The 12,998-nt window shown below is 32.7% G+C and carries 22 protein-coding genes; 5 read left to right on the top strand and 17 right to left on the bottom strand.

Annotated features, from left to right (window positions below; translation table 11 throughout):
- From ACW2QF_RS03740 to ACW2QF_RS03685, 12 genes are all read right to left on the bottom strand, one after another.
- A partial coding sequence (locus tag ACW2QF_RS03740; protein ID WP_455714656.1) for an AAA family ATPase occupies positions 1 to 1,013 on the bottom strand: 1,013 nt, incomplete at its 3' end.
- A 94-nt stretch (positions 1,014 to 1,107) separates the two neighbouring features.
- Positions 1,108 to 1,266, bottom strand: coding sequence for a hypothetical protein (locus ACW2QF_RS03735; protein ID WP_455714655.1), 159 nt, complete (start codon positions 1,264 to 1,266; stop codon positions 1,108 to 1,110).
- 4 nt (positions 1,267 to 1,270) lie between these two features.
- Positions 1,271 to 2,701, bottom strand: a complete 1,431-nt coding sequence (locus ACW2QF_RS03730; RefSeq protein WP_455714654.1) for a hypothetical protein — start codon at positions 2,699 to 2,701, stop codon at positions 1,271 to 1,273.
- 65 nt (positions 2,702 to 2,766) lie between these two features.
- A complete protein-coding gene (locus tag ACW2QF_RS03725) occupies positions 2,767 to 3,492 on the bottom strand; it encodes a hypothetical protein (RefSeq protein ID WP_455714653.1) in 726 nt (241 codons plus the stop codon).
- A 27-nt stretch (positions 3,493 to 3,519) separates the two neighbouring features.
- Positions 3,520 to 3,921: a hypothetical protein gene (locus tag ACW2QF_RS03720; RefSeq protein WP_455714652.1), complete on the bottom strand. Its 402-nt coding sequence runs from the start codon at positions 3,919 to 3,921 to the stop codon at positions 3,520 to 3,522.
- Positions 3,922 to 3,980: 59 nt separating this feature from the next.
- On the bottom strand, positions 3,981 to 4,742 hold the full coding sequence (locus ACW2QF_RS03715; RefSeq protein WP_455714651.1) for a hypothetical protein: 762 nt from the start codon (positions 4,740 to 4,742) through the stop codon (positions 3,981 to 3,983).
- A gap of 6 nt (positions 4,743 to 4,748) precedes the next feature.
- Positions 4,749 to 5,780, bottom strand: coding sequence for a hypothetical protein (locus ACW2QF_RS03710; RefSeq protein WP_455714650.1), 1,032 nt, complete (start codon positions 5,778 to 5,780; stop codon positions 4,749 to 4,751).
- Positions 5,777 to 6,028: a hypothetical protein gene (locus tag ACW2QF_RS03705; RefSeq protein ID WP_455714649.1), complete on the bottom strand. Its 252-nt coding sequence runs from the start codon at positions 6,026 to 6,028 to the stop codon at positions 5,777 to 5,779. The genes ACW2QF_RS03710 and ACW2QF_RS03705 overlap by 4 nt, the downstream gene beginning before the upstream one ends.
- A gap of 79 nt (positions 6,029 to 6,107) precedes the next feature.
- On the bottom strand, positions 6,108 to 6,557 hold the full coding sequence (locus ACW2QF_RS03700; RefSeq protein ID WP_455714648.1) for a DUF5348 domain-containing protein: 450 nt from the start codon (positions 6,555 to 6,557) through the stop codon (positions 6,108 to 6,110).
- Positions 6,557 to 6,775: a hypothetical protein gene (locus ACW2QF_RS03695; RefSeq protein ID WP_455714647.1), complete on the bottom strand. Its 219-nt coding sequence runs from the start codon at positions 6,773 to 6,775 to the stop codon at positions 6,557 to 6,559. Before ACW2QF_RS03695 ends, ACW2QF_RS03700 begins: the two co-directional genes overlap by 1 nt.
- A gap of 59 nt (positions 6,776 to 6,834) precedes the next feature.
- Positions 6,835 to 7,038, bottom strand: coding sequence for a DUF6906 family protein (locus ACW2QF_RS03690; RefSeq protein ID WP_455714646.1), 204 nt, complete (start codon positions 7,036 to 7,038; stop codon positions 6,835 to 6,837).
- A gap of 11 nt (positions 7,039 to 7,049) precedes the next feature.
- Positions 7,050 to 7,268 carry a helix-turn-helix domain-containing protein gene (locus ACW2QF_RS03685; RefSeq protein ID WP_455714645.1) on the bottom strand — a complete coding sequence of 73 codons (219 nt, stop codon included), beginning with the start codon at positions 7,266 to 7,268 and terminating at the stop codon, positions 7,050 to 7,052.
- Positions 7,269 to 7,363: 95 nt separating this feature from the next.
- Here ACW2QF_RS03685 and ACW2QF_RS03680 point away from each other — a divergent pair, with 95 nt between their 5' ends.
- Positions 7,364 to 7,621: a hypothetical protein gene (locus tag ACW2QF_RS03680; protein ID WP_455714644.1), complete on the top strand. Its 258-nt coding sequence runs from the start codon at positions 7,364 to 7,366 to the stop codon at positions 7,619 to 7,621.
- 20 nt (positions 7,622 to 7,641) lie between these two features.
- Here the strand turns inward: ACW2QF_RS03680 and ACW2QF_RS03675 are convergent, their stop codons facing one another.
- On the bottom strand, positions 7,642 to 7,791 hold the full coding sequence (locus ACW2QF_RS03675) for a hypothetical protein (RefSeq protein WP_455714643.1): 150 nt from the start codon (positions 7,789 to 7,791) through the stop codon (positions 7,642 to 7,644).
- A gap of 28 nt (positions 7,792 to 7,819) precedes the next feature.
- Positions 7,820 to 7,957, bottom strand: a complete 138-nt coding sequence (locus ACW2QF_RS03670) for a hypothetical protein (protein WP_455714642.1) — start codon at positions 7,955 to 7,957, stop codon at positions 7,820 to 7,822.
- A 125-nt stretch (positions 7,958 to 8,082) separates the two neighbouring features.
- Here ACW2QF_RS03670 and ACW2QF_RS03665 point away from each other — a divergent pair, with 125 nt between their 5' ends.
- Positions 8,083 to 8,439, top strand: coding sequence for a helix-turn-helix domain-containing protein (locus ACW2QF_RS03665; protein ID WP_455714641.1), 357 nt, complete (start codon positions 8,083 to 8,085; stop codon positions 8,437 to 8,439).
- A 28-nt stretch (positions 8,440 to 8,467) separates the two neighbouring features.
- On the opposite strand, the gene ACW2QF_RS03660 is transcribed toward ACW2QF_RS03665, so the two are convergent.
- The gene (locus ACW2QF_RS03660) at positions 8,468 to 8,596 is read right to left on the bottom strand and encodes a hypothetical protein (RefSeq protein WP_455714640.1); all 129 of its coding nucleotides are present in this window, start codon (positions 8,594 to 8,596) and stop codon (positions 8,468 to 8,470) included.
- 235 nt (positions 8,597 to 8,831) lie between these two features.
- Here ACW2QF_RS03660 and ACW2QF_RS03655 point away from each other — a divergent pair, with 235 nt between their 5' ends.
- From ACW2QF_RS03655 to ACW2QF_RS03645, 3 genes are all read left to right on the top strand, one after another.
- Entirely contained in the window at positions 8,832 to 9,206 is a 375-nt protein-coding gene (locus ACW2QF_RS03655) for a PH domain-containing protein (RefSeq protein ID WP_455714639.1), read from the top strand.
- A gap of 47 nt (positions 9,207 to 9,253) precedes the next feature.
- A complete protein-coding gene (gene dinD / locus ACW2QF_RS03650; protein ID WP_455714638.1) occupies positions 9,254 to 10,144 on the top strand; it encodes a DNA damage-inducible protein D in 891 nt (296 codons plus the stop codon).
- A gap of 141 nt (positions 10,145 to 10,285) precedes the next feature.
- Positions 10,286 to 11,503: a tyrosine-type recombinase/integrase gene (locus ACW2QF_RS03645; protein ID WP_455714637.1), complete on the top strand. Its 1,218-nt coding sequence runs from the start codon at positions 10,286 to 10,288 to the stop codon at positions 11,501 to 11,503.
- A gap of 306 nt (positions 11,504 to 11,809) precedes the next feature.
- Here the strand turns inward: ACW2QF_RS03645 and ACW2QF_RS03640 are convergent, their stop codons facing one another.
- Together ACW2QF_RS03640 and ACW2QF_RS03635 are read right to left on the bottom strand one after the other, a co-directional pair.
- Positions 11,810 to 12,418, bottom strand: coding sequence for a peptidoglycan-binding protein (locus ACW2QF_RS03640; protein WP_455714636.1), 609 nt, complete (start codon positions 12,416 to 12,418; stop codon positions 11,810 to 11,812).
- A gap of 1 nt (position 12,419) precedes the next feature.
- Positions 12,420 to 12,854, bottom strand: a complete 435-nt coding sequence (locus ACW2QF_RS03635) for a phage holin family protein (protein ID WP_455714635.1) — start codon at positions 12,852 to 12,854, stop codon at positions 12,420 to 12,422.
- Between the last annotated feature and the right edge of the window lie 144 nt (positions 12,855 to 12,998).

Genomic DNA, 12,998 nt, shown 5'->3' with positions numbered 1-12,998 from the left:
AATATACAACTTTTTATATTATCATCTAACTGCTCTATTAATATTTCATATCTTTGTTGTTCACAGATAATTACATTTTTTAAGCCACTTAGGACATCATCCAGTTTTATAGTTAATATTTCCCTTTTGTTGACATACCTTGATAACATACAATTAAATGTTTCATCACCCAATAACTGTATAAAATATGGATATCCATTTGTTAAACTCAAAAAACATCTTTCTGCATCATCAAGTATCTCAGTATAAATTTTAGCCCTCTTCAAGCATGCATCTAAAACATAGCTAGAATTTTCCTCGTCTAATGGAAACAAACGAATATGTTTGACTAACCTATGAAAAGCAGGTTGCTTATCATACAGTAAATTATATAAGCAGTTTTGTCCTACTAATATAAACGATAGAAACCTCCCTTCACCTTTTTTATCTAATTGTTCTAATACAGCTTTTAAAAAATGTGCTACATTATAATCAGATTTTATTTGGTCTAATTCATCTAATGAAATATTGATATGAGGGTCTACATATGTTTCTCTAAAACTATGTATAACTTCGACGAATGAATTAACCAATGTAACAAATTGCTCTTTCTCAGTAGATTTATTTTCTATTTTGGCTTTTAAGAAACCAAATATCTGCACATCGAACTCTTTGAGTTTTAACTTGTATTTTTTATTACAATCCACTAGTTTACGTTCCAATTCATTTAAAATACTATATACTATTGTTTCCAAGGTATCATCTGGTGTACAGATATAATTAATTGTTATAAATTCGTGCATTGAAATATCCAATCCACATCTATTTAAAATAATATTATCTCCTTGCATTATCTTCTGTAATTGATAACATAAAGATGATTTGCCAATTCCTCTGGAACCTGTGATCAATAAACTTTTATCATTATATAATTGAATAATTCCTTGCCTTAATTCAGAAGGCCGTAAACCATATACCATCGGATCAGTTTCCAAACCATCTGATTTAAACGGTGTTTTTACTATAATGCTCATTGTATCCCCTCCACAATCCTTTGTAATAGTTAAATTATACCATTCCAACTATTTATATTCAATTATCAATGTGCTAATTTTCACCATTTTCCACCTATAGTGTCCTATTTAAAATGGTACAAAGCCTTCCATTTCTTTTTACTACTCTAGCTTCATCATTTTTCACCATTTGGGCTATTATATGTACTTCGTCCCATTGCAACAAAACTTCTTGATCAAAATTCTTTCTTTTAGCTACCATTGTTTCATCCATGATATCACTCCTTCTTTTGATAATCTTTCAAATAATCAATCATTGCAGACTTATTACTTGAGGATTCTTTGAACGTTTTGGTTACACCCTTGTAATATTTATCATCAGCTCCCATAATAAAGTATTCTGCATTTCCCCATGACGAAGTTTTTGAATATTTACCGCTCTCCCATGCATGTATCATGCTTACTCTTATTACGAAGCTTACACCATTATCAAAATCATACCTATAATATCTTTCAGAAGTTTCTTGTTGATCTATCCATATCTTCCAATCAAAGAAGTTGTCTATAAATTCTTTACGTTGCTCGTTATTTCTTAGTATTGATAATTCTGGTTGCTCTTGAATTATTTGTATAGGTGCAGGGTATTCCATATCGGTTAGTAGACATTTGTAAGCTAATAACAAAGTCTGATGTTTCAAAAGAGTATCTGGTTGATTCTCTTTCCAAGAAGATTCCATTTGCTCAAGTATCTCTTCCTCTTTCTTTATTGCATCTTCTAAGTGTTGTTTCGCAGTAAATAATGGTTTCTTAAGCTCTTTAATAACAATTCCTTTTGTATCAATAACATCTTTCTCTACTTTGATATCATGTGCCGAGTAGTTGCATCTAGCTCCACAGCTTTCTTCACAACTCTTGCAACATATACCTTTGCAATCAGCCCCTATGGATAAAGCAATATCTTTAGCATTATGAATGTTACATTCAATTAATTCATCATGTAAGCACCTACTTCTAACAGTCTCTGGCACATTTATAATGACATCATTATTCTCTTGCTCTGTCGTTTCAGTAACTACTTCTCCAATAACATGTTCAATTTCACAATCCATAGTATTAAATTCATCTTCCTGTTGCGACGTCGCACCTGGATCATCATTGTCTATATCTTCAACCTCATCTTCTTGATACTCATTTACAGCGATATTAATCTTTATATTTTCATCGTTTTCTTGAGGTATATCTTCATCGTCAAAATGAACAGTCATATTCATTTCTAGTTCATTATCATCTTCTTCCTCAACATCATCATGTTGATTATCATTCACTTCTACATCTGGCTTCTTAATCTCTCGAATTTGCTTGACTGTCATATCATCAGTAATGTTGTTTAGCTGCTCTTCATCAAGTGTCAACATTTCTTGTAGTTTACTATAACTAAAATTATTGTACTGCTCTAATAGCGTTGTAGAATTACCACCGATAGAGAATTTATCGTTTATCTTCATAAATCTACTAGCATTTGATTTACTAATACCAAATTCATCACATGCATATTCCCAGACGTCTTTATATCCCAGTTCTAAAAACAAGTTCTCATTTCTTACTTGCTTAAGATAATATCCTGTACTAACAAAACTATGTGCTGCATCATTGATATTGTTTTTAATTGCTTCACTTATGTTCTGTAGTACCTCTGTTTTACTCCCCATAGATCTCACTCCTTTTTAACGTTGGGTGGTTGCCCCACCACCCAACTGTAAATATAATCATCTTTCTAAGCGATTACTGTAATATTATCTATTCCTTCAAGTTGGTTCTGTAAGAACTGCTTTACCCTTAATACAGAATCTATCTTCCAAGCTCCGCCATCTGCTTCAAACAACGCACACGATACCCCTCTGTCACCTTGTCTCATACGGAATACAAAACTTGATGGGACTTGTAGTATCTCTTGAAACGATCTGTAAGGAACTAATACTACAGGATTTGGTACTTTGACATCATCATTAGTAGCAATTCCAGTTTTGATTGTTACTTTCTGGGTAATTCCATCATCACCATAATCAGCTACTGTCTTATCAAGCACATTACCAGCAACTTGTAGTACGATTTCCTTTTCATTTAGCTGTGTTTTATCATTCGAGAATTGACTCTGCATCATGATAATGAATTCTTCTTGACTCATGAAGCTGTTCAAATTGATTTTAGGAATACTAGCTGTAACATAAGCAAGCGTTTCTCTCTTTCTGTCCTTATCCAATTCACTGATTAGCTCTACCTCTGTTGGTGATACAACATGAACCAGGCACTTTCCTTTAATCGTATCTGTATTGCTCTTTATGTAGTCAATTAAACTGTTTAGTGTAAAGAGAGAGACATGCTCTGCTCTTAAATCCTCATCGATTCTTGTAAGTCTCTTGTCTGAATACTTTGAACCATTAACCTCTTGAATTTCTGCTTTTGATAAACCAACGATATACTCTAATGCTTTTTGAATCATCTTAATTACCTCCGGATTTAATTATTATTAGTTTGCTGCTTTTCGAAAGTCCCTAATGTCTTTCACATCTTTTACGCTTGAACCAGCTTCTTCAACTTCACCATTACTTCTAATCTCCATCTGACCTTTCATGGTGTTCTTGCTTCCGTACTCTTCAAAATCAACCTCTCCTGTGTCTAGATCTTTACCTGTGAAGAACTGAGTTTTGGTTGGAAGCACAGGTGCTAATTTAGATTTAACACTTACCGTACAATCACAACTATCTCTTTCTTCTGTCTGGTCAAATACTAATTCAACCGTAATTTTTCTTTTGTCCTTGTAACTTGTGTTAGGATCTTGCATGTTCTTCATGACTTGTCCGAACGCTTGACTAACTTTTTCATTGAGTGCTCCACCAGCAAACTCATTAAGATTAATCTTCTTTGCCATAACTATTACCTCCAGATTTGATTTTTATAATAATCACTAATGTGTTATTAACAGCTCGTCTACTTGTTAAGCAGATGTTGTTCCAAACTTGAATAATCATTGTTCGTATACTGCCGTTGAGGAAAATTATTAAACTTGTTTGGACTTGTCGGATTCCCTTTGTTATTTGTCTGGTCATTATTAAGTTCAAACAACCCCTTCCAACCACGTTCGATAGACTGGTTAATAATATCAATCTTATCTTTGTTGCTAGAAGCTAATTTATTAAGCTTATCCACCATTAACTCAATTGCTTTATCTGTCATCTTAGATTTAATCTCTTTACGAAAAGCAATAAAATCTAAGATTGCTTGGTTGACCTTCTCATCTTTGTCATACACAACGTCGGTTTTAACCGACTTCTTTTTATCTGTGTTTATATCTGGTTTATTATTTGGTTTTATATCTGGTATTGGTTGGACAATGGTGTCTAATCGATTGGACAAATTTGTACTTTCCATTTGACAATTTTGTAAAATGGAATAACCATTTTCGGTTAATGCATACCACAAAGTTCTGTCATACTTTAATTCATTGTAATTAGCTGTTTTTATGTAACCACTATCAATTAATTTTTGAAGCGAATAACTGATTTGTCTTTCAGTCAGATAAGGGAATAATTCTTTAAACGACTTCTTAGAATTAAATGTCCAATAACAACCATCATGGAAGTGTTTCTCATTGGCTTCATTAAATTTAATCCAGAAGTAAATATTGTTAAGTATTACAGCTGGTATAACTCCTAATTTTTCTGCAACCTCTACGTTAAAATTGTGTTCCATTTATCCTCACCCCTTAATGTATTTGCTCATGATGTCCCTTCTTGACTTTGGCTTAACCTCGTCTTTCATTACAGTTGGCTTTTCCATCGATTGAAGAAAATCTACATCAGTTTTTAATTTTGATTCTTTCGATGCATTCAAATTCTTAACAATAGTTTCCTTGGAGTTATTAACCAAGTTATACACACTATCAAGCCTTGTCTGTGGATAACTTAGACCAACAAGACAACAAATGTTTGCTGTATCGTTGTAAGTAACATATGTATCAAGTGGTGTTCCTACTTTCTTCTGTAGATCATCTAGATTCGTATCTCCTGCAACTGATATTGCAATATACTTAATGGCTAAATCTGACTCCAAAGGAGCATATGGACTGTTTTGAATATTACTTAACAAATCTTCCGTTCCTGGCTTACTATCAATCACATAAGACATACCATGCGTACCTAGTGTTTCAAGCAACTCAGCCTTATCAATAATTCCTTTGACACTCTTGTGACTACTGACTTCGAGGAATTTACAGAACTTATCAACAAATCTCTTGTTTAGATCAAGTTTGTTCCCTCGATTGTTATCAATGATAAAACATGTTCCAGTACCTTGAATATTCACTAACTCACTAAATGCTTCGTAACAATTAATCTGTGAACGAATGCTCTCGCCCTCTGATGGAATTACAGTAATAACTCCGACTTGCTTACCATCTGAAATCAACATATCAATCAACATAGGCGCTGTACCTGAACCAGTCCCACCACCGGATGCAAATATCACAAATAACATGTCAGCTAGAATCTTAGTATCAATCTCATTCGCTATATTGTCATAATCATCAATAACAAGATTCTTAGCTTTGTTACGGTCTTTGTTACACCCTTCTCCGTTGTTGATATGGTATGAAAACTTAACATGATCTAGCGTGTCCAAATCTTCTTGTGAAGTGTTAACATACAATACGCTAAAACCTTTTGATTCAAATAACTTACCAATGTTACCTCCTGCTTGCCCAATAGCAATAAAACCTATTCGCTTCTTCATTCTCTCTTTGCCTCCTCAATCATTTCCTTGCCCTTTTTGGTTATATAATATGTGTTTGCTCTACCGTCCTTTGCACCAACACCAACAGCTCCTAATTCAACGAACCTCTTAAGCAGCTTATAGAATGTATTAGATTCATACTCAAAATTCTCAGTCTGCTGAATCTCTAAAACTGTCATTGATTGAAATTTACTAGTTGCTTCGTTGTTGCAAAGAATTGATAGCACGATAAACTCTAATCTGCTCAATCTATCACTCCAACTCTGATTTATTCTGATTTACTCGAATAAACTCTGACTAACTCGGATTTATTCGGATTTACTCTGATTAATTCTGATATTCTCTGATTCTAGCTGTTACTTTGTTGAGACATCTATCAGAATTACCAGATGCATAATAATCCTTACCATTATGTTCCATACGTGATATGCTCCAATCATATCTATTACTAAATTCATCGTATAAAAGAACCTCAATAGTCTCACCACAATGGAACTCATGATCTCCAAGTACGAAACGGCCTTGCTTATTCTTTTTCAATTGACCTTGTTCCATAATTGGTAATTGTAAATACTTGATTTTTCTATTAATAGAATCAAGGTCCTCTAATACTTTATAAATCTCATTCTCAAGTAATCTCTCTTCCTGGCTTGTCTCATCATATCCAATGTTTTCATCTATCTCACTAAAATCACCCTTTTTAGTCAAACTAATAAGCTTATTAATTTCTGAACTAACATTATTTACTAACATTAATGCTTTATTACTACTTATCATTAATTTCCTCCTTTTAACTTAGATAATTCACATTTCATACTCCTAAGTTCCTCAACTGTTCCTAGGTCCTCATATGCACCTAATACATCAGCAATTTTACCTAGAATTGCTCTCTCACCTATAAATGATTGCTCTCTGAATAGTTCTTCTGTAGCAAATGGTATTCTATACGTCTTATTGTTTACTCCAAAGATAGGATTACTACGGGTTAATCTCAAATCAATCCCTCATTTCCTTATTGCATTAAATTGTAAGTAATGATAAAATGAATAAAGATTTATGATATATGCGCTTTATGGTTGGTGACCGGGGCGCATATTTTTTTTGGAAACTTCGTGATCATCTTCTTGGTGCCAGTAATAACATTAATAACGTGTAGGTAGAAATCTGTTTCTCCAATTACAAACCAGTTCTTAACAATAAGCATGTTATTACTAATAATCTCCTTTTGGTTTCTTGTCGGTTTCTTTGGCTGCTTCATGTTCTCCTCCTTTAACTTACTTCTTTTATTAACTTCACATTAGTAGGATCTGAAATATCTTTCCCCTCACATGAAATCATGAATTCTTCTAACGCATGTCTGCGAACCTTAAGATGTGTACCTATCTTTACGCAAGGTATTAAACCTGCTTTAATATACGTAATTAGAGTACCCCTGCAGCATTTAAGTATCTTAGATGCTTGTGTTGTTGTTAACCATTCGTCTGGCATATAAACACTCTCCTTTCTTGTAATTATTTGTATTTTCTCCTATAATGTACTTACAGGCTCTGCAAAACCGAGTACATAAGAGAGGAGAAAATACTATGAACTTTGATGGTGCAGTAATTAAAGAACAAGGAATAACTTTTGGTATTGTTGTTGTTAAACCACATGTTCTTAATAGCTCTGATAGAGAGCCATTGAGAAATAAATACTCAATTGTTTTTGGAGGAATACCAGTGGTTTTGATGGCACAAGACTCTAGAGGTATTCCTACATATCATGGTAGAAAAGACATTGTAAATTTTCTAGCGAATATTCACATATCTCAAATACCATGGAAAAAATACACACTTAATTAAGTAAAACTGGTTATATCCATTTATTTTTTTCCAGTTCGTGTAATGTATTCTAGTTTTCGTCCCACATGTTTTTTACATACTTTATGTTGTTGGAAAATCTGTGGGGCGATTTCCACATTATCTAAAACAACAGCTTTTCTATTACAGTCAAGATAATAGCATTTGCACATCTCTCTCACCTCCTCTCTTCCCCAAACACTAACTTGCTTTTTTACCTTCTGCTTGAACTAGAATTTGATCCATTCTACCGATTATGTACCCTTTTTCAATATCAGACAGTTTCTTGAACTTTTCATATACATTTTCAATAGATGTAAACTCTTTCTTATTATTCATTTATATCACCTCGCTTATTTGTTTGCTCTACAAACATAATAATTCATTATGTAAACTTTGTCAATACTTTTTTGTTGACTCTGCAAACTTTTTGTGTTACTATCTTTTCAGGAGGAGATATAATTATGAATGAGAGAATTAAGCAATTAAGAAAAGAACTTAAACTAAGTCAAGATGAATTTGGTAAACGCATCGGAGTTGGAAAATCAGCTGTTAGCTTATTAGAATCTGGAAGAAACAATTTGACAGAGCAAATGATAAAATCTATATGCAGAGAATATAATGTAGATTATCTTTGGCTTACAACTGGCAAAGGTGAAATGTTTTCAGATATTGAAGCAGATATTATGACACGAATAGATTACATAATGACAGGTGAAAATGACATTGCTAAACGTACATTTAAAGCATTTGCTAAACTTGATAAATCTGAATGGGCTGTGATTGAAAAGATTATTGATGAAATTACAGAAAAAAAATAGAACCTAGCAAGCTAGATCCTATTGCAGATTATTTAGATGTTATTATGTACTCAATTAAATTCTGTATACGTTTCAAATCTTCCATATTATCAACTTTATCAAGTAACCTACAGATATTTGATTTGTATTCATGATTGCTTTGTGTGTGTTTTTTCAACTGTTATCCCCCCAGTATGTACGCACGCTCTAAGGTAGCTATTGATATTATATGATGATATGGAATATTTTTCAATACTTATATCGAACATTTGTTCTTTTTTTATTTTATATATATTATAATAACTCATAATATGAGTAAATATAGTTAATTATAGTAGATTTTTTCTATATACATTGGTAAAATATAGGTGTTGCAATATTACTAATATAAATTTAGAAAAGGGGTATTTAAAATGATTGATTTTCAGAATGGATCACTATTTAAACTAAAGCAAGCAAAGGAAAATGATGTTAGTTCAACATTATCTAAATTACTAATACCAGGTGAGGAAATAATCGGAGTATACAAAGGAATACGTGATTCAGTAACATTCACAAATAAACGTGTCATTGCTCTTAACGTACAAGGTATTACAGGAAAGAAAAAAGATTTCTCTTCTCTCCCATATTCAAAAATACAAGCATTCTCTGTTGAAACATCTGGTACTTTTGATTTAGATTCCGAACTTGAAATCTACTTTAGTGGATTAGGTAAAGTAAAATTCGAATTCACAGGAAACTGCGATATCGTTAATATTGGACAAACTATCGGTAGCTTTATTCTATAGAAAATACCATTCCAACGCTGTCAGAATATATTATTAATGGAGGTCCAATGTTGAATTTTGAAAAGGAATTGAAAGAATTTGAAAATCGTGTTCTACCAGCAAACGCTACCGAAGAAGAACGTAATAACTATACAGAATCATTTTTTGAATCTATAAAACATATTAACGAATCTGGTCAGGAATTCTGGTATGCTAGAGAATTGCAAACAGCTCTAGAATATAAAGAATGGCGTAACTTTTGTAATGTTATTGACAAAGCAAAATTAACTTGTGAATCAAGTAATTACAGTACTTCTGACCATTTTGTTGACACCAACAAAATCGTAGAAGCTGGTGTTACTTTAAAACAGATTAATGATATTATGTTATCGCGTTATGCATGCTATATCATAGTTATGAATGCTGACCCAAGTAAAGAAATAGTCGCTATTGGTAAAACATATTTTGCAATCAAAACTAGACAACAAGAATTAATAGATGATTACGATAACTTAAATGATGATCAAAAAAGATTGGCTATTCGTCAGGAAATGAAGGAACATAACAAATCCTTAGCAGATGCTGCACACAATGCTGGTGTAATAGAACCAATTGACTATGCTATTTTCACAAATAGTGGTTACCAAGGTCTATATGGTGGCTTAACAAAGAAAGATATTCATGTAAGAAAAAAACTAAAGAAGAGCCAAGATATTTTAGATTATATGGGACATGAAGAACTAGCTGCCAATTTGTTCCGAGCCACTCAAACAGAGAGTAAATTACGACGTGAGAACATAATAGGTAAAGAAAAAGCAAATAATGCTCACTATGATGTTGGCAAAGAAGTAAGAGATACAATACAAAGACTAGGTGGAACTATGCCAGAGGATTTACCTACACCAGGTAAAAGTATTAAGCAAATCGAACGAGAACAGAATAAATTAACTCAAAGATAAAGAAAAACCGCTCCTGTGCTAACAGGAACGGCATACATACTATACCAGACCAAATCTGATACAATACTCTCGCAAAGTTATTTTATCATCTTTGGTGTGGTTTAGTCAACCACGCTATTTTTTATTCTTAGGAGGTATTTTATGGCTATTACTAAAGGTGGTCTCATAAAACGTGGTAATAAATGGTATTATAGATATTGTATAAATGGTAAAAACGTTTATAAACCAGGTACGGAAGATAAGAAAGAAACACAGCAAATCATGCAAGCAGAGATTGCTCAAGCAAACGCGGATGGAGAAATATTTACGCCATCTAGTATTACATTGGAGCAACTACTGAATATTTGGTTTGATGAGTGTGTAAAAGATATACTAAGACATGGTACCAGGAGCGATTATTTGAATGCAATCAATAATCACATTGTACCTGCTCTTGGAAAGAAAAAGATTAAAGATATTACGATTGATGATCTCCAACAATACGTTGATAGTAAACAAAAGGATTATGCTGCAAGTACTCTAAAAGCACACTTTGTAGTACTAAACGGATCATTTAAGTATGCTGTATATCCAAAGAACTATATCAAATCAAATCCTATGCTATATGTTACAAAGAAAAAGATAAATAAAAACGTAGATACCTTTCTTGATATTGTTGAAGATACGAACATAAAAATCATTACAACAGAGCAATATCATAAGATCATTGAATTAAATATGAACACCATGTATTATCTTCCAATACTAATCTCCTACCATACTGGATTAAGAGCTGGTGAAGTATGTGGATTACAATGGTGTGATATTGATTTTAATGATATGTCTATACGAGTTAATAAATCAATGTTCTATAATACGGAGCTGAAACAATGGGAACTTGGTCGAACTAAGGGTGGTAAACCTCGTACTGTTAACTTCGGTAATACCCTTATGTTGGCATTAAAAGCAGAAAGGAAGAAACAACTTCAACTCAAACTAATCCTTGGCCAAGAATATAAATCAACCTGCTATACTATAGAGGAAGATGATGGACAGAAACATATAGTAGTTCATAACGAAAAAGTTGATAACTCAGAAGATATTGAATTTATATGTAGAAAAGATGATGGAGAAATCTTAACTAATCAAACACTAAAATATCTGGCAAAGAAAGTTAAGAATAAACTAGATATCGATTTTAACTTTCATATGCTCCGTCACACGCATGCAACGATACTGATTGAGAATGGAGCTATCATGAAAGATGTTCAAGAACGATTAGGTCATACAGATATTCGAATTACAATGAATACCTACTCTCATGTTACCAAAAAAATGAAGCAACAAACAGTCGATATATTTGAAAATGCGATTATATAGTTGCACAAGTTTCTATAATCTTGTGCAAAATCTTGTGCAAACGCTTAAAACTTTAGTCAAATAAAGTCTTGTAAACATAATGTTTACAAGACTTTCATGACAGGGGCAGTAGGATTTGAACCCACGACCTGCGGAAATATAATTTATATATTATTAGTTAGTATAAGTGTATATAATGTTTATAAAACAGCGTATTTACAATGACGAAATGTGGTTACTTTTATATAACTAGATATAAATATATTTATCTAATTATAAGTATCTTGCATACATCTTGTGCAAAACTTGTACATCTAACAAGTTACATTAGGCCAATAACTTCTTAAGTGTTTCTACACCTACCTTGCCATCTTCTTTCCAACCAAATTTCTTTCGGAACTTGTTGACTGCCTTGGTTGTATTTGCTCCCCATTTACCATCTACAGTCAATTTTGCATTTATCTTTTCATTAAGTGCCTTTTGTATCATCTTTGTAATAAAAGAATTTGTATTAGTTAATGAGTACGACTTCCCTTTTGTACTCACACCTTTGATTTGAAAGTGTGGGCTATCAGGACTAGTTACCCAGTTTGCTCCTGCTTCGAAACCGTACTTTTGCATAATGGAAATGATCTTCTTAGTTTCACTATCTTTTGCATTCCAGATGGCTGTCATTTTACCGTCTACAATACGTTGTGGCACTACATCAACCGCATTTCTTTTAGTATGTATGCTAATTTGGGTCCATGTAACCTTTGTACCTTTAACAGTCCGTCCTAAACTATATAAATAGTTTTGTCTTACTTGACTGCGATATGTTTCTACAATGAGAGGATTGATACCTGCAATCTTTATATCTTTTATAGCTTGATTGAGTTGTATTTGACATAAACAATTCAATTCGGTTATATCTCTGCACTGTTCTATATTACTCATATTATTTCCCCTCGCTTTCTTCTGATTTCTTTTGTAGTATATCTACTGCATTAGTAATCACTTTTGGAAACTTAACTCCCATCAATCCTGCGTTTTCAATAATACTTATAAGTTCGTTTACGATTAATGCAATAATTACAGTTGTTCGAATATAGTTAACCTGTAGAGTTATATCAAGCCTGTACGCAATTAAAACGATAAGTAACATTACAGCCTTCTTACAAAGACCTTTAAAGCAAGCATTACTTTCACCTGCTCCAGTTTCTGTCTTAGTTGACTTCTTAAATACAAAAGCTACAACTAGTCCCATGATAAAATCAATTACCATGAATGTAATAAGGGTCTGAAGATCTGCGCTCCAACCTCCTAACATACTTACAATTGTTCCACCTATAACGCCTATTAGTCCACATATTAATTCCTTTAGTTTTTCCATACTTTCCTCTCTTTCCTCGTTGCATTATCGCAATTAAAAAAGAGCCTCTCGGCTCAAATTATTTTCAGAACGTTCACATAATCTTCACTAACGTTCCATAGTTACTACACAATTGAATGTTATTATTAATTTATCAAAGGAAGC

Source organism: Anaerosporobacter sp. (assembly GCF_965301125.1).
Note: the sequence above shows the minus strand (reverse complement) of the source record. Positions and strands in the feature narration are given on the sequence as shown.

Bases quoted from the DNA above. Each gene is read 5' to 3' on its own strand.
- ACW2QF_RS03735 (WP_455714655.1), bottom strand. From the start codon at position 1,266: ATGGATGAAACAATGGTAGCTAAAAGAAAGAATTTTGATCAAGAAGTT.
- ACW2QF_RS03730 (WP_455714654.1), bottom strand. From the start codon at position 2,701: ATGGGGAGTAAAACAGAGGTACTACAGAACATAAGTGAAGCAATTAAA.
- ACW2QF_RS03725 (WP_455714653.1), bottom strand. From the start codon at position 3,492: ATGATTCAAAAAGCATTAGAGTATATCGTTGGTTTATCAAAAGCAGAA.
- ACW2QF_RS03720 (WP_455714652.1), bottom strand. From the start codon at position 3,921: ATGGCAAAGAAGATTAATCTTAATGAGTTTGCTGGTGGAGCACTCAAT.
- ACW2QF_RS03715 (WP_455714651.1), bottom strand. From the start codon at position 4,742: ATGGAACACAATTTTAACGTAGAGGTTGCAGAAAAATTAGGAGTTATA.
- ACW2QF_RS03710 (WP_455714650.1), bottom strand. From the start codon at position 5,780: ATGAAGAAGCGAATAGGTTTTATTGCTATTGGGCAAGCAGGAGGTAAC.
- ACW2QF_RS03700 (WP_455714648.1), bottom strand. From the start codon at position 6,557: ATGATAAGTAGTAATAAAGCATTAATGTTAGTAAATAATGTTAGTTCA.
- ACW2QF_RS03690 (WP_455714646.1), bottom strand. From the start codon at position 7,038: ATGAAGCAGCCAAAGAAACCGACAAGAAACCAAAAGGAGATTATTAGT.
- ACW2QF_RS03685 (WP_455714645.1), bottom strand. From the start codon at position 7,268: ATGCCAGACGAATGGTTAACAACAACACAAGCATCTAAGATACTTAAA.
- ACW2QF_RS03680 (WP_455714644.1), top strand. From the start codon at position 7,364: ATGAACTTTGATGGTGCAGTAATTAAAGAACAAGGAATAACTTTTGGT.
- ACW2QF_RS03675 (WP_455714643.1), bottom strand. From the start codon at position 7,791: ATGTGCAAATGCTATTATCTTGACTGTAATAGAAAAGCTGTTGTTTTA.
- ACW2QF_RS03670 (WP_455714642.1), bottom strand. From the start codon at position 7,957: ATGAATAATAAGAAAGAGTTTACATCTATTGAAAATGTATATGAAAAG.
- ACW2QF_RS03665 (WP_455714641.1), top strand. From the start codon at position 8,083: ATGAATGAGAGAATTAAGCAATTAAGAAAAGAACTTAAACTAAGTCAA.
- ACW2QF_RS03655 (WP_455714639.1), top strand. From the start codon at position 8,832: ATGATTGATTTTCAGAATGGATCACTATTTAAACTAAAGCAAGCAAAG.
- dinD (WP_455714638.1), top strand. From the start codon at position 9,254: ATGTTGAATTTTGAAAAGGAATTGAAAGAATTTGAAAATCGTGTTCTA.
- ACW2QF_RS03645 (WP_455714637.1), top strand. From the start codon at position 10,286: ATGGCTATTACTAAAGGTGGTCTCATAAAACGTGGTAATAAATGGTAT.
- ACW2QF_RS03640 (WP_455714636.1), bottom strand. From the start codon at position 12,418: ATGAGTAATATAGAACAGTGCAGAGATATAACCGAATTGAATTGTTTA.
- ACW2QF_RS03635 (WP_455714635.1), bottom strand. From the start codon at position 12,854: ATGGAAAAACTAAAGGAATTAATATGTGGACTAATAGGCGTTATAGGT.